This is a genomic window from Actinoplanes cyaneus (genome assembly GCF_016862095.1).
GTDB classification, from domain to species: Bacteria; Actinomycetota; Actinomycetes; order Mycobacteriales; family Micromonosporaceae; genus Actinoplanes; species Actinoplanes cyaneus.
Map to the genome: position 1 here is coordinate 37,783 of NZ_BOMH01000022.1, position 25,002 is coordinate 62,784.

General features: G+C 71.1%; 25 protein-coding genes. 11 read left to right on the forward strand and 14 right to left on the reverse strand.

Annotation, left to right across the window (positions count from 1 at the left end):
- Window positions 1–49 precede the first annotated feature (49 nt).
- Window positions 50–817: a type I methionyl aminopeptidase gene (gene map / locus Acy02nite_RS15455; RefSeq protein WP_203741172.1), complete on the forward strand. Its 768-nt coding sequence runs from the start codon at window positions 50–52 to the stop codon at window positions 815–817.
- A gap of 76 nt (window positions 818–893) precedes the next feature.
- Here the strand turns inward: map and Acy02nite_RS15460 are convergent, their stop codons facing one another.
- From Acy02nite_RS15460 to Acy02nite_RS15470, 3 genes are all read right to left on the reverse strand, one after another.
- Window positions 894–1,064, reverse strand: coding sequence for a hypothetical protein (locus tag Acy02nite_RS15460; protein WP_203741173.1), 171 nt, complete (start codon window positions 1,062–1,064; stop codon window positions 894–896).
- A 34-nt stretch (window positions 1,065–1,098) separates the two neighbouring features.
- Window positions 1,099–1,401, reverse strand: coding sequence for a hypothetical protein (locus Acy02nite_RS15465; RefSeq protein ID WP_203741175.1), 303 nt, complete (start codon window positions 1,399–1,401; stop codon window positions 1,099–1,101).
- Window positions 1,402–1,493: 92 nt separating this feature from the next.
- Entirely contained in the window at window positions 1,494–2,249 is a 756-nt protein-coding gene (locus Acy02nite_RS15470; RefSeq protein WP_203741177.1) for a class I SAM-dependent methyltransferase, read from the reverse strand.
- A gap of 88 nt (window positions 2,250–2,337) precedes the next feature.
- On the opposite strand from Acy02nite_RS15470, the gene Acy02nite_RS15475 reads away from it, so the two are divergent.
- From Acy02nite_RS15475 to Acy02nite_RS15485, 3 genes are read left to right on the forward strand one after another with little or no spacing between them, the layout of a single operon-like run.
- Entirely contained in the window at window positions 2,338–2,871 is a 534-nt protein-coding gene (locus tag Acy02nite_RS15475; RefSeq protein WP_203741179.1) for a PadR family transcriptional regulator, read from the forward strand.
- Complete coding sequence (locus tag Acy02nite_RS15480) at window positions 2,868–3,551, forward strand: ABC transporter ATP-binding protein (RefSeq protein WP_203741181.1); 684 nt, start codon at window positions 2,868–2,870, stop codon at window positions 3,549–3,551. Before Acy02nite_RS15475 ends, Acy02nite_RS15480 begins: the two co-directional genes overlap by 4 nt.
- Window positions 3,548–5,749 (forward strand): FtsX-like permease family protein, encoded by a 2,202-nt coding sequence (locus Acy02nite_RS15485; protein ID WP_203741183.1) that lies wholly within the window; start codon window positions 3,548–3,550, stop codon window positions 5,747–5,749. The genes Acy02nite_RS15480 and Acy02nite_RS15485 overlap by 4 nt, the downstream gene beginning before the upstream one ends.
- Before the next feature lie 25 nt (window positions 5,750–5,774).
- Here Acy02nite_RS15485 and Acy02nite_RS15490 read toward each other — a convergent pair whose 3' ends face one another.
- Window positions 5,775–6,242, reverse strand: a complete 468-nt coding sequence (locus Acy02nite_RS15490; protein WP_203741185.1) for an OsmC family protein — start codon at window positions 6,240–6,242, stop codon at window positions 5,775–5,777.
- A gap of 101 nt (window positions 6,243–6,343) precedes the next feature.
- Here Acy02nite_RS15490 and Acy02nite_RS15495 point away from each other — a divergent pair, with 101 nt between their 5' ends.
- The 3 genes from Acy02nite_RS15495 (at window position 6,344) to Acy02nite_RS15505 (ending at window position 9,915) form a co-directional block, all read left to right on the forward strand.
- Entirely contained in the window at window positions 6,344–6,874 is a 531-nt protein-coding gene (locus Acy02nite_RS15495; protein ID WP_203741187.1) for a GNAT family N-acetyltransferase, read from the forward strand.
- Between the two features lie 122 nt (window positions 6,875–6,996).
- Window positions 6,997–8,373, forward strand: coding sequence for a S28 family serine protease (locus Acy02nite_RS15500; RefSeq protein ID WP_203741189.1), 1,377 nt, complete (start codon window positions 6,997–6,999; stop codon window positions 8,371–8,373).
- Window positions 8,374–8,673: 300 nt separating this feature from the next.
- Window positions 8,674–9,915, forward strand: a complete 1,242-nt coding sequence (locus Acy02nite_RS15505) for a L,D-transpeptidase (RefSeq protein ID WP_203741191.1) — start codon at window positions 8,674–8,676, stop codon at window positions 9,913–9,915.
- Between the two features lie 24 nt (window positions 9,916–9,939).
- Here Acy02nite_RS15505 and Acy02nite_RS15510 read toward each other — a convergent pair whose 3' ends face one another.
- A complete protein-coding gene (locus tag Acy02nite_RS15510) occupies window positions 9,940–10,308 on the reverse strand; it encodes a hypothetical protein (RefSeq protein WP_203741193.1) in 369 nt (122 codons plus the stop codon).
- 250 nt (window positions 10,309–10,558) lie between these two features.
- Here Acy02nite_RS15510 and Acy02nite_RS15515 point away from each other — a divergent pair, with 250 nt between their 5' ends.
- Window positions 10,559–11,539, forward strand: a complete 981-nt coding sequence (locus Acy02nite_RS15515; RefSeq protein WP_203741195.1) for an SMP-30/gluconolactonase/LRE family protein — start codon at window positions 10,559–10,561, stop codon at window positions 11,537–11,539.
- 88 nt (window positions 11,540–11,627) lie between these two features.
- Here the strand turns inward: Acy02nite_RS15515 and Acy02nite_RS15520 are convergent, their stop codons facing one another.
- A complete protein-coding gene (locus Acy02nite_RS15520; RefSeq protein WP_203741197.1) occupies window positions 11,628–14,312 on the reverse strand; it encodes an alpha/beta hydrolase family protein in 2,685 nt (894 codons plus the stop codon).
- A gap of 162 nt (window positions 14,313–14,474) precedes the next feature.
- Between Acy02nite_RS15520 and Acy02nite_RS15525 the strand changes: the two genes are divergently transcribed.
- Window positions 14,475–14,798: a YciI family protein gene (locus tag Acy02nite_RS15525; protein WP_203741199.1), complete on the forward strand. Its 324-nt coding sequence runs from the start codon at window positions 14,475–14,477 to the stop codon at window positions 14,796–14,798.
- Between the two features lie 20 nt (window positions 14,799–14,818).
- Window positions 14,819–16,051 carry an RNA polymerase sigma factor gene (locus Acy02nite_RS15530; protein ID WP_203741201.1) on the forward strand — a complete coding sequence of 411 codons (1,233 nt, stop codon included), beginning with the start codon at window positions 14,819–14,821 and terminating at the stop codon, window positions 16,049–16,051.
- 88 nt (window positions 16,052–16,139) lie between these two features.
- On the opposite strand, the gene Acy02nite_RS15535 is transcribed toward Acy02nite_RS15530, so the two are convergent.
- Window positions 16,140–16,994: an aldo/keto reductase gene (locus tag Acy02nite_RS15535; protein ID WP_203741202.1), complete on the reverse strand. Its 855-nt coding sequence runs from the start codon at window positions 16,992–16,994 to the stop codon at window positions 16,140–16,142.
- 97 nt (window positions 16,995–17,091) lie between these two features.
- Between Acy02nite_RS15535 and Acy02nite_RS15540 the strand changes: the two genes are divergently transcribed.
- Window positions 17,092–17,658, forward strand: a complete 567-nt coding sequence (locus Acy02nite_RS15540) for a TetR/AcrR family transcriptional regulator (protein ID WP_239174850.1) — start codon at window positions 17,092–17,094, stop codon at window positions 17,656–17,658.
- Window positions 17,659–17,695: 37 nt separating this feature from the next.
- Here the strand turns inward: Acy02nite_RS15540 and Acy02nite_RS15545 are convergent, their stop codons facing one another.
- From Acy02nite_RS15545 to Acy02nite_RS15575, 7 genes are all read right to left on the reverse strand, one after another.
- Window positions 17,696–18,271, reverse strand: a complete 576-nt coding sequence (locus Acy02nite_RS15545) for a DUF305 domain-containing protein (protein ID WP_203741206.1) — start codon at window positions 18,269–18,271, stop codon at window positions 17,696–17,698.
- Window positions 18,272–18,326: 55 nt separating this feature from the next.
- Window positions 18,327–19,631: a copper amine oxidase gene (locus Acy02nite_RS15550; protein ID WP_239174852.1), complete on the reverse strand. Its 1,305-nt coding sequence runs from the start codon at window positions 19,629–19,631 to the stop codon at window positions 18,327–18,329.
- Between the two features lie 17 nt (window positions 19,632–19,648).
- Window positions 19,649–20,380, reverse strand: a complete 732-nt coding sequence (locus tag Acy02nite_RS15555) for a hypothetical protein (RefSeq protein WP_203741208.1) — start codon at window positions 20,378–20,380, stop codon at window positions 19,649–19,651.
- A gap of 290 nt (window positions 20,381–20,670) precedes the next feature.
- Window positions 20,671–21,024, reverse strand: coding sequence for a hypothetical protein (locus tag Acy02nite_RS15560; RefSeq protein ID WP_203741209.1), 354 nt, complete (start codon window positions 21,022–21,024; stop codon window positions 20,671–20,673).
- A gap of 18 nt (window positions 21,025–21,042) precedes the next feature.
- A complete protein-coding gene (locus Acy02nite_RS15565) occupies window positions 21,043–21,723 on the reverse strand; it encodes a hypothetical protein (protein WP_239174854.1) in 681 nt (226 codons plus the stop codon).
- Window positions 21,724–21,731: 8 nt separating this feature from the next.
- On the reverse strand, window positions 21,732–24,158 hold the full coding sequence (locus Acy02nite_RS15570) for a hypothetical protein (RefSeq protein WP_203741210.1): 2,427 nt from the start codon (window positions 24,156–24,158) through the stop codon (window positions 21,732–21,734).
- A 144-nt stretch (window positions 24,159–24,302) separates the two neighbouring features.
- On the reverse strand, window positions 24,303–24,974 hold the full coding sequence (locus Acy02nite_RS15575; RefSeq protein WP_239174857.1) for a hypothetical protein: 672 nt from the start codon (window positions 24,972–24,974) through the stop codon (window positions 24,303–24,305).
- Between the last annotated feature and the right edge of the window lie 28 nt (window positions 24,975–25,002).

The window sequence follows — 25,002 nt, forward strand, 5'->3', positions numbered from 1 at the left end:
GGCTCCTCTCCGGTGGTGGTATAACTATACCGCATAGGGAGGGATCAACGTGATCGAGCTCAAGGCACCCGGGGAGATCGCCCGGATGGCCGTTACCGGGCAGTTCGTCGGCGAGTTGCTGGCGGAGCTGGCCGGCATGACCCAGGTCGGGGTCAACCTGATGGACCTGGAACACCACGCCCGCGGCCGGATCAAGGAGCGCGGCGCCCAGTCGTCCTACTGGGACTATTCGCCCTCGTTCGGGCGGGGGCCGTTCCGCAACGTGCTGTGCCTGTCGGTGAACGACGCGGTGCTGCACGGGCTGCCCCACAAGTACACACTGCGCGACGGTGACCTGCTCAGCATCGACATGGCGGTGGCCATCGACGGCTGGGTCACCGACTCCGCGGTCTCGGTGATCGCCGGCACGCCCGCCCAGGCCGACCTGCGGCTCATCGAGGCGACCGAGGTCGCCCTCGAGGCCGGCATCGCCGCCGCCAAGCCCGGCGGCCGCCTGGGCGACATCGAGGCGGCCATCGGCGGCGTCGCCCGGGAGTACGGGTACTCGGTGAACCTGGAGTTCGGCGGGCACGGCGTCGGCCGGACCATGCACGAGGCGCCGCACATCCACAACGACGGGCGCCCGGGCCGGGGCATCCGGCTGCAGCCCGGGCTGACCATCGCGATCGAGCCGTGGCTGTGCGCGACCACCGACAAGGTGAGGTACGACAAGGACGGCTGGACGATCCGCTCCGCCGACGGATCACGGACCGCGCACTCCGAGCACACCGTCGCCGTCACCGAGGACGGACCGCAGGTCCTCACCCGCCGCCCCTGACGCCGGCCATGTCATCGCAGGCATGGCTCTGCGCCGGTGAGACGCCGCGCTGACCGGTCGGGCCCGGCGGCGGGGGCTACCGGGTCCGCCGTCGATGGACGCGCAGCAGCGCGGTGATCCTGTCCGGGTCGCGGGCGCCGTTCAGCTCGGCGAGCAGATCGTCGGGGCACAGTTCGTAGAGCTCGCCCCACCAGTGGCGGCCGCGGTTGTCCCAGATCCGGTAACCGCCCGGGACGCCTCTGGCCACGTACCGCCGCCTGCTCATGAGCGTCGGCGCCGGGTCAGCCGGCGGCCATCCGGATCAGCGCGTTGCCGCCGAGCAGCACCAGGTCGGCGCCGGCGACGAAGGCCATGCTGCGCCGCATCATGTGGGCGCTCAGCTCCGGGTCGGCGCCGGTGATGCCGCGCACCGCGCAGACCAGCGCGGCGACGACCAGGGCGATGCCGGGGATCAGCAGCAGGCCCACCGTGCCGGGCGTCTTGCCCTGGGCCACCAGCAGCGTCACCATCACCGCCGGGACGACGCCGAAGAAGATCACGGCGAGCCCGCCGTACCACCGCAGCGACCGTGCCACGTCCGTCATCCCGTCACCCTTCCCTGATGCAGGAGTACATCCTGCACCGCGGCGGGAGCGGGCACGTCGGCGGCCGGGCAACACGGGGCCGCCGCCGCCCATCATGACCCGGACCGGGCCGGCGACCGCCGAGGCCGCGGGCGCCAGGCCGGGCCCGCCGGTTTGCGCGCGAGGACGAGCGAGAACCGCAGGTCGTCCTCGTCCCCGGCGGGCAGGTCCACGGACTCCACGGTGAACCCGGCCGCCCGCAGGTCGCGGCGGACCGCGACGGCCGGGGCGGTGCGGTAGTACATGACGAAGGAGGGCAGCACGACGGCGTTGCGGACCAGCATGGCCAGGTCGAAGCCGAGACTCAGCCAATACGCCCGGTTGTTCCGCGACGGCAGCTCACCGAGCCCGACGGCGAACAGCCCGCCCGGCCGCAGCGCCCGGTGCACCCCGTCGAAGAGCGCCGGCCGCTCCGAGGGCAGGAAGTGCCCGAGCGCCCCGAAGGTCACCGCCAGGTCGAAGCCCTCGGTGAACGGCAGCGCCCGCGCGTCGGCGCGCACCAGCGTGGCGCCCGGGACAGCGTCGTGCGCCTTCACCAGCATGCCGGCGCTGAAGTCGACACCGGTGACCCGCTGCCGGCACACCCTGCCCAGAAGGGTCAGGCCGGCGCCGGTGCCGCAGCAGACGTCCAGGCCCCTGTCGAACGGCCCGGCGGCGGACAGCGCCTGGACGGTCGCCTCGAGAACACCGTCCGGTGTGCGGAACGGCGTGTGGTCGAACTTGGGGGCCAGGTGGTCGTAGCCGCGTTCGACCGAGGACAGCGCCTGGACACACAGCTCACGCAGGGACGGTCCTTGAGGGGAGAACACCGGGCCGAGCGTACCCTCCGCCGGCTTCACCGAGACCAAGACGAACAGTTATGTACGCGGCGTATACTCTCAGCGTATAGTCGGCGGCATGAGTGTTCCGCTGACGTTGCTGGGGCTGCTGGAACGGGCGCCGAGCCACGGTTACGACCTGAAACGCGACTACGACACCCTCTTCGGCGTGGGCAGATCGCTCCCGTTCGGGCAGGTCTACGCGACGCTGAGCCGGCTCACCCGGGACGGCAAGGTGGTGATGGACGAGGTCTCCCCCGGCGACGGTCCCGAGCGCAAGCGCTACGTGATCACCGAGCAGGGCGCGACCGAGGTGAACACCTGGCTGGCCGACCCGGTCGCGCCGGAGCCGCACCTGCAGAGCGTCCTGTTCACCAAGGTGGTCCTGGCCCTGCTGCTGGACCGGCCCGCGGAGGCGTATCTCGACGGTCAGCGCCGCGCCCACCTCGCCCGGATGCGCGAGCTCACCACGGTCAAGCAGTCCGGCGGCCTGATCGAGAGGATGCTCGCCGATCACGCCCTGTTCCACCTCGAGGCCGACCTGCGCTGGGTCGACACGACAGCGGCCCGCCTCGACGCGCTGCGCACCGAGATCCGGCAGGTGAAGCCGTGACGGCCGCGCTGAGCGCCCGCGCGGTGGAGCTGTCGTTCGGTGCGACGCCCGCACTGCGCGGGGCCGATCTCAGCGTGGCCGCGGGCGAGATCGTCGCCGTCATGGGGCCGAGCGGCTCCGGCAAGTCGACGCTGCTGCACTGCCTTGCCGGGATCCTGGTGCCGGATGCCGGGGAGATCGTCTTCGACGGCGTACGGCTGCATGAGCTCGATGAGAACGACCGCAGTGAGCTGCGTCGTGACCGGTTCGGGTTCGTGTTCCAGTTCGGTCAGCTGGTGCCGGAGCTGACCGCGGCCGAGAACGTCGCCCTGCCCCTGCTGCTCGGCGGGATGCGCCGCGACGCCGCGATCCGCCGCGCCCGTGAGTGGTTCGGGCGGCTCGGCCTCGGCGGGCTCGACGGGCGGCGCTCCGGGGAGCTCTCCGGCGGGCAGGCGCAGCGCGTGGCTCTCGCCCGCGGGCTGGTCGCCGGGCCCGAGGTGCTCTTCGCCGACGAGCCGACCGGCGCGCTGGACTCGCTCACCGGCGAACAGGTGATGGACCTGCTCGTCGCGGCCGCCCGCGAGCAGGGCACGACGGTGGTGCTGGTGACCCACGACGCGCGGGTCGCGGCGTATGCGGATCGGGAGGTCATGGTCCGCGACGGTCGCGTGACCACCCCGGCCGAGGCGGTCGCACCGTGATCAGTCTCGGTCTCCGCCTCGCCGTGGCCGGTGGCCGGGAGGCCGTCGTCCGCCTCACCGTGCTGGCCGCCGCGGTCGCCGCCGGGGTCGGCATGCTGCTCGCCACGGTCGCCGGGATCACCGCGGTCCACGCGCAGAACGCGCGCTACTCGTGGCTGAACAGCGCGGTCACCAGCGCCGCGACCGGTCCCGAGGCGCGCGACCCGGCGCTCTGGGTGGTACGCGAGGACTACTTCCGCGGCCACCCGATGGCCCGCGTGGACGTGGCGGTCTCCGGCCCGGACGGCCCGGTCCCGCCCGGTATGACGGCGCTGCCCGGCCCCGGGGAGTACCAGGTCTCCCCCGCCCTCGACCGGCTGCTCCGCGACCACCCCGCCGACCAGCTGCGCGACCGGTTCCCCGGCCGGCAGACCGGCGTTCTCGGCCACGACGCCCTGCCCTCGCCGGAGTCCCTGATCGTCGTTGCCGGCGGCACCCGGGAGCAGGTCGGCCGCATCGCGGGCGTCACCGAGATCACCCGGATGGTCTCGGTCTCGCCGGACGAATGCCACGACTGCGTCGTCGGGATCGGCGCCGACGGCATCGTGCTGACCCTCTCCGTCGTCGCGGCCGCCCTGCTCTTCCCCCTGCTGATCTTCATCGGCACGGCGACCCGGCTCTCCGCCGCGCGACGCGAGCAGCGGTTCGCCGCGATGCGCCTGGTCGGCGCCACCCCGCGCCAGATCACCCGGCTCGCCGTGGTCGAGTCGGCCGCCGCCGCCCTGACCGGCACGCTCGCCGGGTTCGCCGTGTTCTTCGCGATCCGCGCCGGGCTGGCCCGGATCCCGTTCACCGGTGAGCCGTTCTTCCCCGGCGACCTGTCCCTGTCGCTCGCCGACGTGCTGATCGTCGCCGCCGGGGTCCCGCTCGCCGCGGCGCTGGCGGCCCGGATCGCGCTGCGGCGGGTGCGGATCTCCCCGCTCGGCGTCACCCGCCGGGTCACCCCGGACCCGCCGCGCGCCTGGCGGGTGATCCCGCTGCTGGTCGCGCTGGGCGAGCTCGCGTACCTGGTCGGCGACCGGCCGCAGACCCGGGAGGGGCAGACCGTCGGCTACCTGTCCGGGATCTTCGGCGTGATGATCGGGCTGATGATCGCCGGTCCGTGGCTGACCATGGCCGGCTCGCGCCTGCTGGCCCGGCGTGCACGGCGCCCGGCCACGCTGATCGCCGGGCGGCGGCTCGCCGACGACCCGCGGGCCGGTTTCCGCGCGGTCAGCGGCCTGATGCTGGCGCTCTTCGTGACCAGCACCGCGACCGGCGTGATCACCACGATCGTGGCCGAGCGCGGCGGCGGCACGATCGGCGCGGCCTCGCACGACTTCGTGTCGGTCGCGACCGTTCCGGACGGCCCCCACGGTGTGCCGGCGACCGGCGTCCGCCTTCCGGCCGGCACGGACGCGCACCTGATCCGGATCAACCCGGCTCCGAGAACCGCCGATTCCTGGCTGCCCGGCCTGATCGCCTGCGCGGAACTGGCCGGCCTTTCCGGTGCCGGCACCTGCCCGGCCGGGACCGAGGTGGCGCAGGTGTTCCCGAGCCTGACCGGCATCCGGGGCAGCGACGACGGCGACGGCGGTCCGGTGTGGCCCGCCTCGGCCGTGCCCGTCGCGCAGCTCGCGACGCTCGACGTGATCGATGTCGTGGTGCCGACCGACGGCTCACCGGCCGCGATCGAGCACGCCCGCACGATGCTCGGCCAGGCTTTCCCGTACGGGCGGGCGGCCGCCACCGAGGCCGACTACGCCGGTGACTTCACCCGTCAGCTGTCGCAGTTCCAGCGGCTCGCCGACGTCGCCGTCATCTCGAGCCTGGTGATCGCCGGGTGCAGCCTCGCGGTCAGCGTCACCGGCGGGCTCTCCGAGCGGCAGCGCCCGTTCGCGATGCTGCGCCTGACCGGGGTGCGACTGTCCGAGCTGCGCCGGGTCGTGGCGCTCGAGTCCGGGGTGCCGCTGCTCGCGGTGTCCCTGGTCGCGGCCGGCGCCGGTTTCCTCACCGCACACCTGTTCCTGCGCTCGCAGATGCAGTACGACCTGCACGCGCCCGACCCGGCGTACTACCTGATCGTGGCCGGCGGCCTGCTCGCCTCGGTCGCGGTGATCATGTCCACGATGCCGTTGCTGAGGCGGATGACCGGCCCGGCCGCGGCGCGCAACGAGTAGGGCGCGCGCAAACGATCAAGGTCCGTCAGGCGACCGGCTCGGGCTCGTGACGGACCGGGAAGTTGACCGAGTTGGCGATGAAGCACAGCCGGTGCGCCCGCTCGTGCAGCTCGTCCAGCAGCCCGGCCTGAGCGGGGTCGGCCAGGGTGACGCGGGGCCGCAGGACCACCTCGTCGAAGCTGCCGGCGCCGTCCGCGGTCGTGGTCATCGTGCCGTGCGGCGTGTCCGCGTAATCGGTGACCACGACCTTCGCGGCCGTGCACACGTGCAGGAACGACAGCATGTGGCACTGGGCGAGCGCGACCAGCAGCAGCTCTTCCGGGTTCCACCGGGCCGGGTCACCCCGGAACGTGGGGTCGGCGCTGCCGGCGATCGGGGCCTTGCCGTCCGCGGTGACGTCGTGGGCGCGGGAGTAGTCCCGGTACGCGCTGGTGCCCGTCCCGGTGTTCCCGGTCCAGGTCACCGTCGCCTGATATCGATGCGTCTTCGGCACCGGCCCACCCTACCGATCCAGCCGGCCCGAGAAGCGGACGCGGTGAGGTGGCAGCTCGCCGCCCGGCGGCCCCGCTGGTGACCGGACCCTACGATCGGCCGATGACTGCCATCGTGCTGCGACCGGTGACCGAGGACGATCTCGCCCTGCTCCGGCGGTTCGTGACCGAGCCGGGCCTGGTCGGGCTCGACTGGGGCGGATTCACCGACCCGCACGAGCCGGCCCGGCGGTTCGCCGCCGACGGCTACCTCGGCGGCACCAGCAGCCGGCTCATCGTCGAGAGGGAGCAGGTGGCGACCGGGTTCGTGGCGTGGGGCCGGCGTCACTTCGGCAACCCGGAGACCACGGCGTACTGGGAGATCGGCATCGCGCTGCTCCCGGAGTGGCGTGGCCAGGGCATCGGCTGGCGCGCGCAGGCGATGCTCTGCGACTACCTGTTCACCCACACGCCGCTGCAACGAGTCCAGGCCGGCACCCACCCGGAGAACATCGCCGAGCAGAAGTCACTGGTGAAGGCCGGCTTCCAGCGCGAGGGCGTGATCCGCTCCTGCGAGTTCCGTGCGGGCCGCTGGCGCGACGGTCACCTCTACAGCCGCCTGCGGGACGACCCCGCGCCGGACCTCCGGTCCTGATCGGCCGGGGTCACCGGGAACGGGCGGCGCCACGGCCGTACGCGGGCAATTGTCGCCTTTGAATGTCGACCATCGACCGGTGACGCTTTCTGTGATCGCCGCTGGTCTATATGGTGACGGGCGTGAGATCTCGCATCGTGGCAATTCTCGCCTCCGCTCTTCTCCTTCTGTCGCCGGCCACCGCCGCGCGCGCCGCTGACGACCCGCTGCTGGATCAGCTCGCGGCGATTCCCGGCCTCACCGTCGTCTCCGAGACGCCGGGCACCGGCTACCGGTTCTTCGTGCTGACCTACCGGCAGCCGGCCGACCATCGGCATCCCCGGGCCGGCACGTTCGAGCAGCGGCTGACACTGCTGCACCGGTCGAGCACCGCGCCGACGGTGCTCTACACCAACGGCTACGGGCTGGCCGCCAGCCCGCGGCCGACCCAGACCGAGCCGACGGCGCTACTGGGCGGCAACCAGGTCTCCGTAGAGCACCGCTTCTTCACGCCGTCGCGTCCGGCACCGGCGGACTGGTCGGATCTGAACATCTGGCAGGAGGCGTCCGACGAGCACCGGATCGTCACGGCGTTCAAGAGCGTCTACGCCGCCAAGTGGATCCAGACCGGCGGCAGCAAGGGTGGCATGACCTCGGTCTACCACCGGCGTTTCTACCCGGGTGACGTGGACGGCGTGGTCGCCTACGTCGCGCCGGACGACGTGATCAACCCCGAGGACAGCGCGTACGACAAGTTCTTCGACACCGTCGGCACCCCGGAGTGCCGCGCGACGCTCGACGGCGTCCAGCGGGAGGCGCTGCGCCGCCGCGACCGGCTGGTGCCCCGGCTGGAGGCGGACGCCGCCGAGCAGGGGTGGACGTTCAGCGGCTCGATCGGGACCGCCGACCGCTCGTTCGAGATGACCGTTCTCGACTCGGTGTGGGCGTTCTGGCAGTACAGCACCGCCGCGGACTGCGCGACGGTGCCGGCCGCTACCGCGTCCGACGACGAGATCTACGCCTGGATCGACACCGTGGCTGGCTGGAGTTTCTACACCGATCAGGGCCTGGCGCCCTACTGGCCGTACTACTACCAGGCGGCGAGCCAACTGGGCTGGCCGAGTCTGCGCTTCGAGCACCTGCGCGGGCTGCGCCACTACCCCGGCATCTACACGGCGAACTCGTCCCTGCCGCCGGAGCTGCGCCGTCCGCACAATCCGGTGCCGATGATCGACGTCGACCTCTGGGTGCGCACCGCGTCGGAGCGGATGCTCTTCGTCTACGGCCAGAACGACCCGTGGAGCGCCGAGCGGTTCACGCCGAGCAGGCGGGACTCCGCGCTGTACGTCGCGCCGGGGGCGAACCACGGCGCGAACATCGCGAAGCTGACCCCGGCGGACTCGGCGGCGGCGACGGCTCTGCTGCGCCGGTGGGCCGGGGTGCCGGCGTCGATCGCGGCCAAGCAGCCGGGGGACGTGCCGCTCGACGACATGCTCGGCGACCGGCGCCGCGTGCGCTGACCGATTCCCGACATGGCCCGCCGGCTCCTTTCTCGGCCGGCGGGCCATCACAAAAACCCCATTCCCGGCGTACGCCGTGAGCCCGTCCCACCTCGTGAAACGTCACTCCGGTCACGGTCGTGGCGACAAATCAGCCATCGATGGTCAGGCCGGGCAAAACGGGCCGGAAGCGGGTTGTCGAGGTTGCGTCGCGTCGCTAAATTGATCGACTTAGCAGGCAACTTTTCGGGTCTCGACCGCGTCTTTGTTACGTGCGGCCTCGATGGGCGCCGGCCGTGACCCCCCTCGATTGTGAGAGCCATGATTCAGCGACGCAAGGTCATCATCGGATCGCTCGGCGTGGCCGCCGCCGCGACCGCCGCCGGCTGCTCGTCGGGCGGCGGCAAGGCCAACGGTGACAACACCGTCTTCACCGAGTCGGTGGCGAACAACGAGGTCGTGGCCCCACCGACCGCCGCGCCGATCGAGGTGACCGTCACGCCCGCCGACAAGGCCACCGGGATCTCCCCCGCGAAGCCGGTCACCGTGGCCGTCACCGGCGGCACGCTGAAGTCCGTCGCCGTCACCACCGGCAAGACGAAGGTCGACGGCGAGCTCAAGTCCGACGGCACGTGGGAATCGACCGACGACCTGGCCTACGACAAGACGTACAAGGTCGTCGCGACCATCACCGACAGCCTGGGCGCGTCGAGCACCAAGACCACCACGTTCAAGACCCTCGAGCCGGCCCACACCGTCGACGTGACGTTCCAGGCCAACGGGCTCGCGTCGATCAAGACCGGTAAGACGTACGGGGCCGGCCAGCCGGTCATCGTCGCGTTCAGCCGCGCCGTCGACAAGAACGCGGCCGAGAAGGCCATCCAGATCACCACCTCGCCGTCGGTCGAGGGCAAGTTCTACTGGGCCGACAGCACGACCGTGCACTGGCGCCCCGCGAAGTACTGGGCGGCCGGCACCACGATCAAGGTGAAGGTCGACGGGCTCGGCGTGCGGCTCGGCAAGGGCCTCTACGGCGCCAAGAACGCGTCGACCAACTTCAGGATCGGCCGGCAGCTGATCGCGTACTCGGACAACCGCACCCACATCACCAAGGTCTTCATCGACGGCAAGCTCGTCCGCACGATGAAGAGCAGCCTCGGCCGTGGCGGCGGCACCACCGGCGCGAACGGCCAGCACATCAGCTTCTGGACCGCGGGCGGCCCGCACGTCGTGCTCTCCAAGGAGCGCTACCACACGATGAGCTCGTCGAGCTACGGCGTCAACGACCCGAGCAACCCGAACTACTACGTGACCGACAATGTGGAGTACTGCACGCGCATCACCTACTCCGGCGAGTTCCTGCACGCCGCCCCGTGGAACGGATCGCTGGGCCGGGCCAACCTGTCGCACGGCTGCATCAACCTCAGCATGGCCGACGCCAAGTGGGTCTACGAGAACTTCATCCTCGGCGACATCGTCGACGTGAAGAACAGCCCGCGCAAGCTGCCGATCTACAACGGCCTCGGTGACTGGACCGTCTCCTTCGACAAGTACGGTCACTGACCCCGTGGCGGAGGAGGGCGGCCCTCACCAGATGAGGATGCCGCCCTCGTTGCGCCGGGCGTGGAACGTCATGTAGATCATGGTGCTGAGGTTGCGTTCGACGTAGTGCTCGTGCGCGGTGTAGATCGTCGGCGCCTCCAGGGTCGCGGCGGTGATCTGCGGCGCGTGGGCCAGCAGGGTCGCGCACTCCCGCAGGAAGTCGCCGGTCTCCTCGGACCGGACCCGCAGGTAGCCGTGGGTCAACTGCGGAAGATAGGTGGCGCCCAGTTCGCGGATCACCGGCGCCGCCCACAACCGTTCGGAGCCGACGCCGTCGAAGATGCCGTAGGGCGTCTCCTCGAACGCGTACTGGTCGTCCGGCCCCTCGCTGATGATGTGGATGCTCAGGCTCATGGTCCGGCCACTGTAACCACCGCACGCCGGTCCGGCGCGAGGTCCCGGCTGGTGCTCATGGGCGTTATCGGGGCCAGATAACGCCCATGAGCACCAGCCGACCACCGCGAGCCGCACCGCGGCAGGGAGCACCGGCGACGGTCCGGAGGGGCGGGGGCATGCCGGGGCCGGGGGTCACGGCGTACCGGCGCGGGGTGTTGATCGGTCGTGGCGGGCGGCGCAGACTCACGGGAACCCTCCGGAGGTGCGCATGAGCCGTCGCCTGATCCACCCTCGCCGATGGCGGCCGCCCACCGCGGCCGATCCCGGCCGGACGGCTCCGCTGCGGATCGAGCGGCGGCTGGAGACCGGCGGGCACGGGCCCGAGGACGTCGTCTTCGATCACGCCGGGCAGGTCGTGACGGGTCTCGCGGACGGGCGGATCGTCCGGATCGATCCGGAGTCCGGCGAGCGGATTGTGCTGGCCAGGACCGGTGGGCGGCCGCTCGGACTGCACCCGCGCGCGGACGGCGGCGTGCTGGTCTGCGATCACGACAAGGGCCTTCTGGAGGTACGACCGGACGGCACCACCCACGTCCTGGTGGACCGGGTCGACGGCGAGCCGCTGACGTTCGCCAGCAACGTGGTCGAGGGGCGCGACGGCACGATCTGGTTCACCACGTCGACCACCCGGTGGAGTCTCGACGAGCACGTCGGCGACGTCATGGAGCACACCTGCACGGGCCGGCTGCTCCGCCGTGACCCGGACGGCACGGTGACCACGCTGCTGAGCGATCTGAAGTTCGGCAACGGGCTGGTGCTCGCGCCCGACGAGTCGTACGTGCTGGTCGCCGAGACCACGGGGTACCGGATCCGCCGCGTCCGGCGTGACGGCCGCACCGATCTGCTGGTCGAGAACCTGCCCGGCTTCCCGGACAACATGTGGCTGGGCAGCGACGGCCTGCTCTGGGTGGCGATCGCCGCGCCGCGCAACCCGCTGGTCGACCGGCTGCTGCCGCTGCCCGGTCTCCTGCGGCTGCTGGTGTGGAACCTGCCCGAGGCCGTCCGCCCAAAGGCCGCCCCGATCGCCTGGGTGATGGCGTTCGGCCTGGACGGCGAGCGGGTGCACGACCTGCGGGCGGCCGACGGCTCGTACGGGTTCGTCACCTCGGTGGCCGAACGGGACGGCACGATCGTCGTGGGCAGCCTGACCGAGAACGACATAGCCGTCCTCCTGCGCGACGACATCTGAGGCGGGGTGTCGCAGTGCGACCGACCGGGTGCGAGGCCCGGGCGGTTCGCTGATCGCGTCGTCGCGGCCGGCGAACCGCCCGGACGGCTCAGTCGGTGACCGTGCCGGCGGCGAATCCGACCGGGATCGGGTCGCCGAAGTCCGCCGGGTACACCAGCGCCTGGAAGCGGACGTTCTCCGGGCCCTCGGCGAGCCCGTCGGTCACCGTCGGCACCGTCACCTCGACGGTGGTGGTCCCCGGCTCGATCGGGACGACCACACCGGCGGCGGTCGCGGACAACGGCCGGGACGGCTCCGGGTCCTCACCGGAGGAGCCGGTGAACCACTCCGGGTCCACATCGGTCGAGGACAGCTCCGGCCCGGTCGCCGGCGCCTGCGGCAGCAGGACCAGGTAGAGGTAGTCGTCGGCGGGCGCCGACAGCCGCACCGTCCAGGTCAGCGGCGCGCCCTCGGCCACGGTGGCGACCGCCGGGGTGATCGTGAACTCAGGGAACGGATCGTCCTCCCGGGTCCGGACACCGCCGATGTAGTCGCCGACCACGGCGTTGCCGATCGCCTTGGCGGTCAGCGCATAGGCGCGATCACCGCCGTACGTCGTGTTGCCGGTCACCGCGATCGGCACCGTCAGCCTCGTGCGGCCCGGCTTGATGTCGGCGACCCAGGAGGTCGTCTCGTAGGTCTTCGGGTCGGTCAGGAACAGCCGGACCCGCGCCGGCGACTTGCCGTAGGAGGTGACCGGCACGGCGTACGTCCTCGTCCCGTCGCCACCCTCGTCCACCGACAGGCCTCCGACGTCGACCCGGTCGAGCGCGGCCACCCGCGGCGCGGGGGTTCCGGGCCGCCAGCCCCACGCGTCGATCAGCCAGGCCGGCCCGGCACCGCGCGGCGTGAGCTCGAGGCGGCTCACCGCCCGCACCCCGGACGGCAGCGGCAGCCGGATCTCCTGAGCCCAGTACGAGCTGGTCAGGTCGCTGCCGGGCACCCCGGTGACGGTGGCCGTGCCCAGGTCCACCCGCCGGCCGCGATCGTCGGCGACCGCCACGCCGAACGAGGTGGCGGGCGCGTTCGGCGGCACGATCAGCCGCAGTGCCAGGGCCCGGGACCCGGCGGTCGGCATCGCCGTCGCCGGGCGCACCGTGGCCGTCGCGGTCCCGGTCAGCGCCACCGCCCAGCGCCCGGGTTCGGGCGAGGCGAACGGCACGAAGTGCGGCGAGGCCGTGACGGACTCCAGGCAGGCGTCCTCCGCGGTCTCCGGGACCTCGGCGCAGAGCCGGCCGCCACGGACGTCGAGTCCCGCGTCCGGAAGGACGACCGGGGTCCGGCCGGCGCCGACCGCGTGGGTCAGCACCCGGGCGGGGCCGGCCGACGGTGCGCGCACGCCGGAACCGTCCAGCAGCGGCCGGGCCCGGTCGTCCGCGGCGACGAACAGCCGCGCCGCGGTCGCGATGTAGGTGGCGCCGGCCGTCTGCTGCTGCTGCGGGGTCAGCCGGGTGGGAGCGGTCCCCGGCGTGCACACCGGGTCGGGCTCCGGGCTGGTGAAGTCGTCGATCGAGGGGCTGGACGCCTGGCCCGGCGTCCACTCGGTGTTGAAGAAGTTGTGGTTGGCGCCGACCATGTAGAGGGCGCTGTGCAACGCGCGGCCCGAGCCGATGCCGCGCGGTGCGTCGACGTACATCTGGCCCTGCAGGTCGGAGACGTCACCGTCGCAGCCGGGCAGGATCGTCGCCGACGGCACGTCCGGGTGCGGGTTCTGCCCGAACGCGGTCGGGCCGATCAGCAGCAGGCCGCGGATCGTCCAGCGCACCCGGCCGTGGTAGTCGTCCTGACCGGCCGGTGGCGGCGTGAGGCTGTCCAGCGCGGCCCGGCTGACCCCTTCGCCGCCTCGCGAGTGCCCGACGAGGAGCACGTGCGACAGGTCCGCCCGCGCGCCCGCCCGGACGACGGCCGGAGCCTTCCCGCGCCCGCTGCCGGACCAGTCGGCCCAGTGTGCGAGGTGCGTCCGGACCAGCGACGAGCGGGCCTGGGCGCCGCGGTCGTCGTCGCCGTTGTCGTACGCGTTGATGCCGTTGGACGACAGGGAGACCGTGACGTAGCCCTGCGACGCGAGCAGTTGCTGCGCCTGCAGGTAACCGCGGTAGCTGGGCACCGCCCGGGAGCCGGGCTTGCACGGCCAGTCGAGGCTGATCGTGCTCATGGTGTCGCCGGAGTGGCACGTCCAGTGCCGGCCGTGCAGGAACAGCGCCAGCGGCCGATTGCCCGGCGCGTTCGTCGGCGCGACCACGACGGCCTGCATCTCGACCGGCTCCGGATAGTCCGACAGCCGTACGCCGGGCAGCGTGTACTCCCCGGTTGTCGTCGCGTAGGGCCCGGTCACCCCGGGATCGACCGCGTTGACCGGCTGCGCGGGCGCGGCGGCCGGCGGGGTGATCGTCCGCCGCTGGGTGGTCGCGGGCGCCGCCGCGTCGACCCGCCGGCCGCCGATCCTCACCTGCAGATCGGTGAGCTTGCCGGGGTCGATCCCGCGCAGGACGAAGGTGCGCAGGTCCGCGGTGTCCTCGGCCCGGCCCAGCAGCCGGTCACCGGCCCAGAACTCGACGGCCGCGTCCCCCGGCGGGATGACCCGGTCGCTCCTCCAGGTCAGGGTGTGCCTGCCGAGGGACCAGCCAGGGGGCAGCGCGCTCGTCGCCGGTGCGGGTGGATCGGCCGACGCCGGCACGGAGGTTCCCAGCAGAAGTGTGCCCACCGCCAGCGCGGCGACCATGATTCTTCGCATATGGCCGTTTCTAGTCGACCCATGCAAATCGTTCGATGAGCTGCCGGAGGCCGGATTCCGTGCAGAATCCGCCGGCGTTGTCGGTCCGGCGCGGTCCCGTTCGTGGCAGTGGTGAGAGGCTGCCGGTGAGAGGTGGCCCCGACGCACAGGAGATGACCCGGCATGCAGTACCTGATTTCCGTGATCGACGACGGTACCGGCCTGGCCAGCGACGAGGAGCAGGCCGCCATCGACGTGTTCAACGAGGGGCTCAAGGCCGGCGGGCACTGGGTCTTCGCCGGTGGCCTGGGCGGGCCGGACACGGGCACCACCATCGACAATCGCAACGGCGCCGGGCTGATCACCGACGGGCCGTTCGTGGAGACCAAGGAGTACCTCATCGGCTTCTGGATCATCGAGGCGCCGGATCTGGATGTGGCGCTGAAACTGGCCGCCGAGGGGTCGCGGGCCTGCCACCGCAAGACCGAGGTCCGTCCGTTCCTGTGACTGAGAATGCTGCCTTTCCTGTGAGCGAGAGCGCTGCCCGGGAGGCGGTCACCCGGGCCCACCGCACCGAGTGGGCCCGGATCGTCGCCGGTCTGACCAGGCGTTTCGGCGATCTGGGCATCGCCGAGGAGGCCGCCGCGGAGGCGTTCGCGACCGCCGTCGCGCGGTGGCCGGCCGACGGCGTGCCGCCGAACCCGGGCGCCTGGCTGACCACGACCGCCGGCCGCAAGGCCATCGACCGGCTCCGCCGCGAGAAGAGGCGCGGCGAGGTGGAGCAGGAGGCTTCGATGTGGTACGACGACTCGCCGCCCGAGCCGGTCGGCGCGATCGAGGACGAGCGGCTCCGGCTGATCTTCACGTGCTGTCACCCGGCGCTGGCGATGGAGACCCGGGTCGCGCTGACGCTGCGCATGGTCGGCGGCCTGACCGTGCCCGAGATCGCCCGCGCCTTCCTGGTCCGGGAGACCGCCATGGAGCAGCGGATCACCAGGGCGAAGGCCAAGATCAGGACGGCGCGGATCCCGTACCGGGTGCCGGCCGCCGAGGATCTGGCGGTGCGCGTCGACGGTGTGCTCGCGGTGCTGTTCCTGGTCTTCAACGAGGGTTACCTGACGACCGGGGCGGGGCCCGACCCGGTGCGGCACGAGCTGACCGCCGAGGCGATCCGGCTGACCCGGCTGATCCGCTCGCTGCTGCCCGGCGACGGCGAGGTGGCCGGCCTGCTCGCGCTGATGCTGCTCACCGAGGCCCGCCGCGCCGCCCGCATCTCGGCGAGCGGCGACCTGGTCACCCTGGGCGAGCAGAACCGCGGCGCCTGGGACGCCTCGCTGATCGCCGAGGGCCACCGCCTGGTCCGGGAGCGCCTGGCCAGTGGCGTGGCGCCGGGCCGCTACCAGATCCTGGCCGCGATCAACGCCGTCCACACGTCCGCCCGCGAGGCCCGGGACACCGACTGGTCCCAGATCGTCGCGCTCTACGACCGGCTGGTCCGCGTCGACCCGTCCCCGATCGTGGCACTGAACCGGGCGGTCGCGGTCGCCGAGCTCGACGGCCCGGAGGTGGCCCTGGCCACGGTGGACCGCCTCGAGCCCGCGCTGGCCGGTTACCACGCGTTCCACGTGGCCCGCGCCGAGTTCCTGCGCCGGCTGGGCCGCGGTGACGAGTCGCGGGAGGCCTACGACCGGGCCATCGCCCTGGCCGCGAACCCCGCCGAGGCCGCCCACCTCACCCGCCGCCGGGACCAGCTCGGCTAGGGCCCTGCCTGACGGATCACCCCGGGCTGCGGCGTGGCCCAAGCGGTGTCTCGTAGTGCGGCCGGGCTGCGGCGTGCCCGGTCGCGCCTCAGCCGAGCGCGTCGAACGCGGTGATCGCCTCCTGGTCCAGTTCGATGGCGGCGACGGCGACGTTCTCGGCCAGGTGGGCGAGGCTGCGCGTGCCGGGGATCAGCAGCGTGGCCGGGCTGTGCGCCAGCAGCCAGGCCAGGCCGGCCTGGGCGGGCGTGATGCCGAGACGCGCGGCGTGCGCGACGACCACCGGGTGGGCACCGACGCTGGGGATCTGGTCGAAGGCCGAGCCCAGCGGAAAGTAGGGCACCCAGGCGATGTCCCGCGCCGCGCACTCCGCCAGGACGTCCTCGTGATCGCGGGTGAGGACGTTGTAGAGGTTCTGCACGCAGACGATGCCGGCCGGCAGGGCTTGGCGCAGCTGGGCGAGGCTGACGTGGCTCAGGCCGATCGCGCCGATCTTGCCCTCGTCGCGCAGCGCGATCAGCTCGGCCAGCTGGCTGTCCAGGTCGACGAGCTGGTCACCGGTCACGACCAGGCCGGGCGGCATGTCGGTGCGGCGCAGGTTCACCACCGCGACCTGCTCGGTGCCGAGCGCTCGCAGGTTCTCCTCGACCTGCGCCCGCAGCTCGGCCGGTTTCTGCGCGGCGACCAGGTGCCGGGTGGGGTGTGCGGCCGCGCCGACCTTCGTGACCAGGCGCAGGTTCGCGGCGTACGGCCGCAAGGCGCTCCTGATCCGGTCGTTGACCTTGCCGTCGCCGTAGAACTGAGCGGTGTCGAGGTGGTCGACGCCGAGCTCGACGGCCCGGCGCAGGATCGTGACGGCGTCCGCGGCGTCACCGTCCCCGAGCTGCATGGCGCCGTAGCCGATCCGCAGGACGTCGTGGTCGCCGAGCTTCCCGTACAGGGTCATGATGGTCCTCCGATACGATGGCGGCCGAAGCGGAATCGATTCCGCTTGCCCGAGGACGACCCTAACAGAAGCGGAATCGATTCCGCTTCAGGAGGTGATGACGGTTTCCGCACCCGAACGGCGTCCCGTCGCGCGCAAGGACGCCCAGCGCAACCGGCAGCGGATCATCGACGCCGCCACCCAGGCCTTCGCCTCCGGGCAGGAGCTCGTCAAGATCGAGGCGATCGCGAAGGAGGCCGGGGTCGGCGTCGGCACGCTCTACCGCAACTTCCCGTCGCGGGAGGCGCTGGTCGAGGAGGTCTACCGCAGCGAGCTCGCCCGGCTCTGCGCGATGGCCCCGCACCTGGCCGCCGACCTGTCCCCGCCCGAGGCGATGCGCGAGTTCATGCGCCGCTACCAGGACTTCGTCGCCACCAAGCGCGGGATGGCCGAGGCGCTGCGGGCCGCGATCGCCAGCGGGGCGATCAATCACGGTCAGACCCGGGAACATCTCAACGGCGCCGTCGCCGTCATCCTTGCCGCCGGGCGGGCCGACACGAGCCTGCGGGCCGACGTCGTGCCGGACGACGTCACCGCGAGCATGGCCGGGATCATGCTGGCCGCCGTGGACCCCGATCAGGCCGGCCGGATGCTGCGCCTGCTCGTCGACGGGCTGCGCGCCTGAGTAACAGTCGGCCCGCCGGCCTCGATCGCCGTTGAACTCAGCGGCGCAGGAGGGCGGCCATGGCGTCGTTCTCGGCGGTCTGCTCGTTGATGACGTGCTTGGCCAGGCTGTGGATGTACGCGTTGCCGGCCGGCCCGTCGAGCAGCGAGCGCGACATGGCGATCGCGCCTCGATGGTGCTCGATCATCAGCCGCAGGAACACGTCCGGCGCGTCCCGGCCGGTCGCGCCGGTCAGCTCGGCGAGCTGGGCGCCGGTCAGCATGCCGTGCTCCGCGCCGTCCTCCCCCGGGCCGGCCGGCGGCGCTCCCCAGGCAGCCAGCCATTCGTTGGTCTGATCGATCTCGCGCTGCTGGTCGTGGACGATGAACTCGGCGATCAGCCGGATCCGTTCCGGGGCGCCGCCCTTGGCGATCAGCGTGCGGCTCATCGCGACGGCCTGCTCGTGGTGCTCCACCATCATCTGCGCGTAGTGCACGTCGATCCCAGAGGGCCCGGTCACGGCCTGCGCCGCGACCGGTTGCGGCGGCGGCGCTCCGCGATCGGTGCGCAGCAGGAGCACTGCCACCCCGGCGGCCACGAGCACGAGGGCCGCGGCCAGGCGACGAATGGTCAACGAACGTCCCTTCCTGGTGCGGGCCGGCCCGGTCGTCCCGGGCCGGCCCACCGGATCACTCGTCCGGGTACTGGTTGCCGTTCACGCCGCTACGCCCGTCCGGGGTCAGCGGGTTCATCTCGGTGAAGTCGCGCGGGACCAGCTCGAAGCCCTGCCAGTGCATCGGCATCGGGCTCTGGTCCTCGTCGCGCGGCACGTGGTGGAAGCCGACCCGGACCCAGGCGATCGGGTCGCTCAGCTTCTCCTTGTCCTTCACGAAGTCGACGACCGTCTGGATGTCCAGCGGGCACTCCGGGTCGGAGGCGTTGTCGCTGGCCCACTTCTCGCACGGGTTCTTCTGGCTGAACGTGATGTCCGGCTTGGTCTCCGGGTGGCCCTCGTACCTGTCGCCACCGGTGGTCACCACCTCGTACGACCGGTCGTGGCCGTCCAGGTTCTTGCTGGTCGGGCTGACCAGTCGCCACCAGCGCTGGTTCACCCGGGAGAAGGTGCCCTCCTTGGCGATGGCCGTCTTCGTCGTCTTCAGCTTGGCGGTCATGGTGCCGCGCCCGTCGGTCGCGGTGTCGTACTGCTCGACCTTCTCACCGCCCTTGCCGGCGATGTTGAAGTCGACCCGCCAGAACGCGTTGTGGTAGTGCATGGTCGCGTAGTCCTTGGCACCCTTGCCGATCGGCCAGCCGTTGTTCGCCACCGAGTACTCGGTGGGGGCCAGGTCGCCGGTCGCGCCGAGCCGGGCCGAGATCTGCCCGTCGTCGTGCAGGCGGTACTCGGTGACGTACTCGTACCAGCCGAGCCTGCTGACCGTGCGCAGCACCAGGTCGTGGCCCTGCTGCGAGTAAATCGTGTCCTTCGGCTCGTCCTTCTCGTCGTCCCATTCCTCCTCGTGCAGGCGGTAGGCCAGGCCACGGTTCTCGGCGCTGACGCAGAGCACGTCACGCTGCTCGGGCTGGCCGCCGCCGTCCGAGCCACGCCGGATCGAGCCGCCCTTGCAGTCGTCGCCGGTCAGCGTCTCCAGGCCGTAACCGCCCATGCCGATCGCGGTCAGGTCGTTGTACTCGGTGTCCCCGTTGTCGTAGGGCACGTTGAGCTGCGCGAGCCGGATCGAGTCGAGCACCTGCACCGGCTCGGGGTAACGCTTGGTGGACACGAAGACGTTGCTGAGGACCAGACCGGCCTTGTCGTTGATGCGCCAGCACATCTGCCACGTCGTGCCGTTCGGCAGGGTTTCCTTGACCATCGCCTGGGCGCCGCACGGCGTCGCCGCGGCCGGGGCGGCGTGTGCGGCGACGGGCACGGTCACGGCCAGCGCGGCCGAGGTGATCAGCGCCGCCGCGGCGCCGGTGAACATGCGGTACGTCATGCTGCTGCGCTCTCCAGTCACTTGAGGTGGGCGACCGTGCGCCCGGAAAGGTCGACGACGACGCCGGTCACGTTGATGAAATGGCCGTCGGCGGTCTTCGCGATCAGTTGCACGCAGCGGCTCTTGCCGCACTGGCTCGCGCCCTTGTCGGCCGGCTTCGCGGTGTAGATGTGCGCGATCGGCTCGATGCCGTCGGTGCCGGTCAGCGTCTTGCCGGTGGCCTTGCGGTAGGCCTCCTTCAGCTCCGCGCCCGCCGGGTCGGCGACCAGCAGCTCCAGCGCCGCCTTCGCCTCCTGCGGCGAGGCCGGCGGTTGCATGCCAGTGGCCGAGTACGACTTGGCCAGCTTGCCGGTCTTCAGGTCGACGACCTGCTTGAACAGCTTCTCGGTCTTGTAGTCGTAGTAGTAGAGCTCGGCCTGCCGGGAGCCGTCCACGTCCAGTTCGGCCGCGAGGTATTCCGGCCCGGCCTTGCCGGTCACGTCCTGCGCCTCCGCGGCCAGCTGCGGCGTGAGCGCGATGGCCCGCGCCTTGTCGACCTCACCCGTGGTCAGCGGGTCGTTGCCGGTGCCGGTCGCGGCCTCCGGGACCGGACTCGGATCGGAGACCCTGGCCTGCCCTCCGGCCGCGGCCGGGGTGCTGGGCGGCGCGCTCGGCGTGGCGTTCGCCTGCCAGGAGGCGACGCTGAAGGCGGTCACGGCGGTCACCGTCGCGATGCCGAGCCCCCACCCCCACTGTCGAATTCGAACCACAGTCGGCATTCCTCCCCGTCGATTGCAATGCCGGTGGACCCTCGCAAATGGACGGTAAAATTCGCGTGAGGTGGCGCGGATTCAGAAAACAAAGATCCAGGACAATGGCGCGTACGGGATTGGCACGCATTTCGTTGACAATTCTGCGCAACTGAATGCGACCGAGGTTCTCCGTGCGCACGGGAGCAACGAGGCCGGGGCGGGTCACCGGGCGTACCAACTGCTCAGCCCACATCCCGGAACGCACGTCGACGATCGCGTTCCGGGATGGGCGGCTTCCGATCCGGGCTCTACACCGCGATCGGGCGGCTCAGCACCGAACCCTGGGCCTGCGCGGCCTCGCCGACCGGCATCAGCGCCGTCACCGCGTCACCGTCGGCGGTGGTCATCGTGTTCGCCGCCGAGCGGGTGTTCGTGCCCAGCGTGTCCACCTGCACGGCGACGCCCTGGATCCGCGGATTCCACGACGTGGTGTAGCTCTCCACCGCCAGGCTGAGCACGGCGTCGCCGACCTGCGCGGAGGTCTCGCGGAGCGTGGTGTCCGCCTCGGTCCCCCAGGACTGCCACTCGGTCGAGGTGCCCGCCGTGCTGGTGCCGGCGCTGACCACCACCGGCGGATGCAGGTCCACATACTCGTTCGCCATCGTTGCCTCCTTACTCCGTCAGGGTTTGTGCTGTGCCCACTTGGTGCACTCCGCGCCGTACTTCGCCTGGCGATCGGCGTCGGGAACGAGGTGCCGGTCGGCCAGCCAGCGCTGTTCGCCGTCACCGGTCTGAACCTTCTCCATCACGTACGACTCGACGGCCGCCCGGTCCGGCCGGACCTTGGGATTCTTCTGCTGGGCCTCGTGCCAGTAGCCGAGATCGGTGCAGAACGTCACGATCGCCCGGTCCGGAGAGCTCTTGGCGACGCCCACCACTTTCGTCCAGATCGGGCCCACCGACGGATTGGGCTCGGCCGACACCATCGCATACGGCGCCAGGACATCGTTGTAGTAATCCTCGGTGTACAGGAACCGTCCGATCGGGATCACCGGAGTCCAGTCGACCGACGCCGAGTTCCAGTAATCGAACACGAGACTTCGCCGGGCCGCGAGGACCTCGTCGACGTCAGGCGTCCCCGACAGCTCCCAGGAGATCGGCAGGACATCGGTACCGTTCATCGGCAGCTTCTGGTACGCCTCGTCGAACGTCATCGACGATCCGGCCAGGCTGCCCGGCGTGCTCGGAGATGGCCCCGGCCCGCCCGCGGGCGGGTCGTCGCCGGTACAAGCCACCGTCGTGAGGCCCACCGTCACGGCGACGACCGCCGCGGCGAGCACCTTCGGTCGCAACAGGTCCACGGCAACTCTCACTTCTGATGCCGGTAGGTCGCTTCCGCCCATCCGAGACCGGCCTGATAGGCGCCCGCGGCATGGTTGTCAGCGGAGGCCACCTCCACACCGGCCCCTCTCTTGAACTTGTCCCAGGCCCGGTAGTCCTCGGTCGTCCACTCCTCCCTCGGCTTCGGGTGCCCGTCCACGAGCAGCCCGGTACCCTCCAGGTCGAGCACGCCACTCTTGTAGTACACCGAATCCATGAGGTAGGAGACGGCGTCACGGCTGTCGCCCAGCTTGTTGCCGATCTCGAAGGCGGACCGGCCCGAACTGTCGACCATCGCCTTCTCCTGGGCGTCCTCCAGTGCGGAGCTGACGAACTCGCCGGCCAGGTCGCCGACACCCGGCACCGGGATCCTCTCGGTCACCTTGCCCACGACCTGGTCGGCCACGAAATTGATGACCGCGTAACGGTCCTCGACCTCCTTGTTGTGTTTCTCGTCCTGTTCGGCGCTGGTGTCGTGGTCGGCGGTGACCGCCCCGAGGTCGAGGGCGCCGAGCACGTGGCCGTAGTCGTCCGAGATGTTGTTCAGCGCTTCCAGCTTGTGGTCGCCGGCGATCTCCGGATTCTGGAGAGCCTTGGCATACTCCGTCCCCGCGAAGACGGCCTCGGCATCGGACACGGTCTTGTGCGCGCCCTCGTCCTTGCCGATGTCGATGAGGAAGCGCACCAGGTCCGCCTTCTTGACGTTGAGGGCCCCGTCCGGGATCCCGCTGTAGGAGTCGGAGAGGTTCCGGTTGACGTCGAAGATGTACGACTTGACGATGTTCGCCATCGAATCGCGGATCTCCGGGTGGATGATGTCGGCGCCGATCTTGCTGTGGCCGTCCTCGTCGATGTTGGTCTCGAAGATGATCGACTCGACGATGCGCCGCTGTTCCGCCCGGTCTCCGTCCTTGTCGGTGGTGGCGTTCTCGAGGGCCGCGCCGAACAGTTCGAGGCCCTGGCTCTTGTAGTCGCCACCGTGCGCGTCGATCTCGTATCTCCACTCCGCACCGAAGGGCACGTCGTTCTTCGGATCCCATTCGCGGTCGGTGAGCAGGTAGTCGAGCCGGGTCAGCCGGCCACCCTCGGTCGTGCCGTCGTAGAGGACGGATCCGGTGAGGATGTCCCGGGTCGCTTCGGGGTTGAAGTACAGCGCGGTCATCAAGCCGGTCATCGGGTCGTAGCCGGCAGGTGACTTGTCATGCCCCTGGGTCCAGTCCAGGCGGACGTTGTCGCCGCGGTTCGTCGTCCAGAGCGCGCTGTTCTTACCCTGGGCAATCTCGAAGTCGATCATGTCGCTGCCGATCCGGGTCAGGAACGGTGTGTCGTAGCCACCACTCCTGAGCAGCGGGCCGAGCAGCTGATAACCGAACAGATCGACGTTGGTCAGGGGACTGTCGGGGCTGCCGATCTTGATCTTGCTGCGTCCGGCGGCGATCAGATCGGTGACCCACTGACCGGACAGCTCGTACTTGCCGGGGGTGTAGCCCTCGCCCCGCGGCCCGGTTCTGGTCCCGGTGGACGTCGTCGCAGTGGCCAGGACGATCCCGAGGCCGAGCTGCAGATCCCGGATGAGCGTGGCGCCCTTCTCGTCGAACAGCGGGGTGTGCTCGTCGGTCGCGCCGGGCGTGTCCAGGTTGTAGAGCGCCAGCTTGCCGTTGAGCTCCAGCAACCCCTTCGGGCCGAGGGCGGTGAGTAAGGTGTAGGCAAAGGCCTTGTCCTTGCCGTAGTCCTGCACCAGTTTCCGCAGCTCTTCGAGCTCGGCCGCGGTGGGCTGGTAATACGGGTCGATGAACTTCTTCGCCAGTTCGTCGGCCCGCCGGCCGGCCGCCTCCATGTTGACCTGGTGCCAGTACGCCGGGAACACCGCGAACACCCCGGGCGTGGCGGGCAGCGCGCCGGCGGCCCGGGCGGCTTTCAGGTTCGCCTCGGTCGGCCCGTCCCGGAACATGGCGGCGGCGGTGCCGGCCCCGTCGACGATGTCGGTGTTGTAGGCGGTCCACCACTTCTGCCGGGCGTCGGCCAGCGCGGTCGACCGGGCGTCGGCGACCTGCTGCTCGGTGGGCGGTTTGCCGTCCACGCCCTTGGCGCCGTAGTTGTCCTTCGCACCGCCGTCCAGGGTGCCGGAGATCCGGTCGACCGCCGCGTTGAAGGCCGTGACCCGGCCCTCCCAGTACCGCAGCGGCGCGGCCGCCCAGGCGAGCGCGGACGAGGTCTCCTGCGCCGCCCGCCGCACCGGCTCCGGCGCCGCCTTCAGCTCCTCGGCGCACATGCCGTCCCAGTCCGCCTCGGCCGGCTGGAACGCCTTGTCCGTGACCGTCCTGAGGTCCAGTGCTTTGCCCGCGAGCCGCTCGAAGTCGACGGCCCGGGCCTCGATCTGCCCGGTGTTCGCCGAGTGCCTGTCGAACGGGGCCATCCCGGCCCCTCCCCCGTCGCCCGGTTTCATGCCGGCCTCCCCGCAAGATGATCTACATTGACGGAACCCGATGGCAGAACCCGCCTCACCATAGTGAACACCGGCTACTGCAATCGGGTTCACGGCCGTTCGAGCGGCCGCCCGTCACGGCTTGTGCTTGGCCCACGCCGCACACTGCGCGCCGTACTTCGCCTCACGTTTTCCGTCATTGTCGATCAGCCCGTCAGCGAGCCAGTGGCTCTCGCCGTCGCCCGTCATGACCTTCTTCATCCGGTACGACTCGAGGTTCCACCGCTGCTGCCGGGCCGGAGGGCTGGGTTGTTCGGCCGAGCGCAGGAAACCGATGTCGTCGCAGAACGTCACGGTCGTCTCGTCCGGACCGGTCTTCTCGGCTCCCATGTACTTGACCCAGAGACGACCGGCCAGCGGGTTGGTCTCGATCGCGTTCGCGTACGGCGCCAGGAGCTTCTGGTAGTGCTCCTCGGTGTAGAAGTACCGGCCGAGCGGGATGATCGGGGCCCAGACGGTCGAGGCCTGCTCCCAGTAGATGAAGGCCAGGCTCCGCCGGGCCGCGAGAACCAGGTCGGTGTCCTGCGCGCCGGACACCTCCCAGGTGATCGGCAGGTCTTTGGTTCCGTCCATCGGCAGCTTCCGGTTCGCCTCGTCGAACGTCATCGACAGGGCCACAGCGCTGCTCGGTGTGGCCGGCGACGTCGTGCTGCCCGCGGGCGGGTCGTCGCCGGAGCAGCCCACCGCCGTGAGCCCTGCCGCCACCGCGACGACTGCGGCGGCGACCACCTTCAGCCGGATTCTCACTCGACGATTCCCTTCGCTCGCTCGTAAC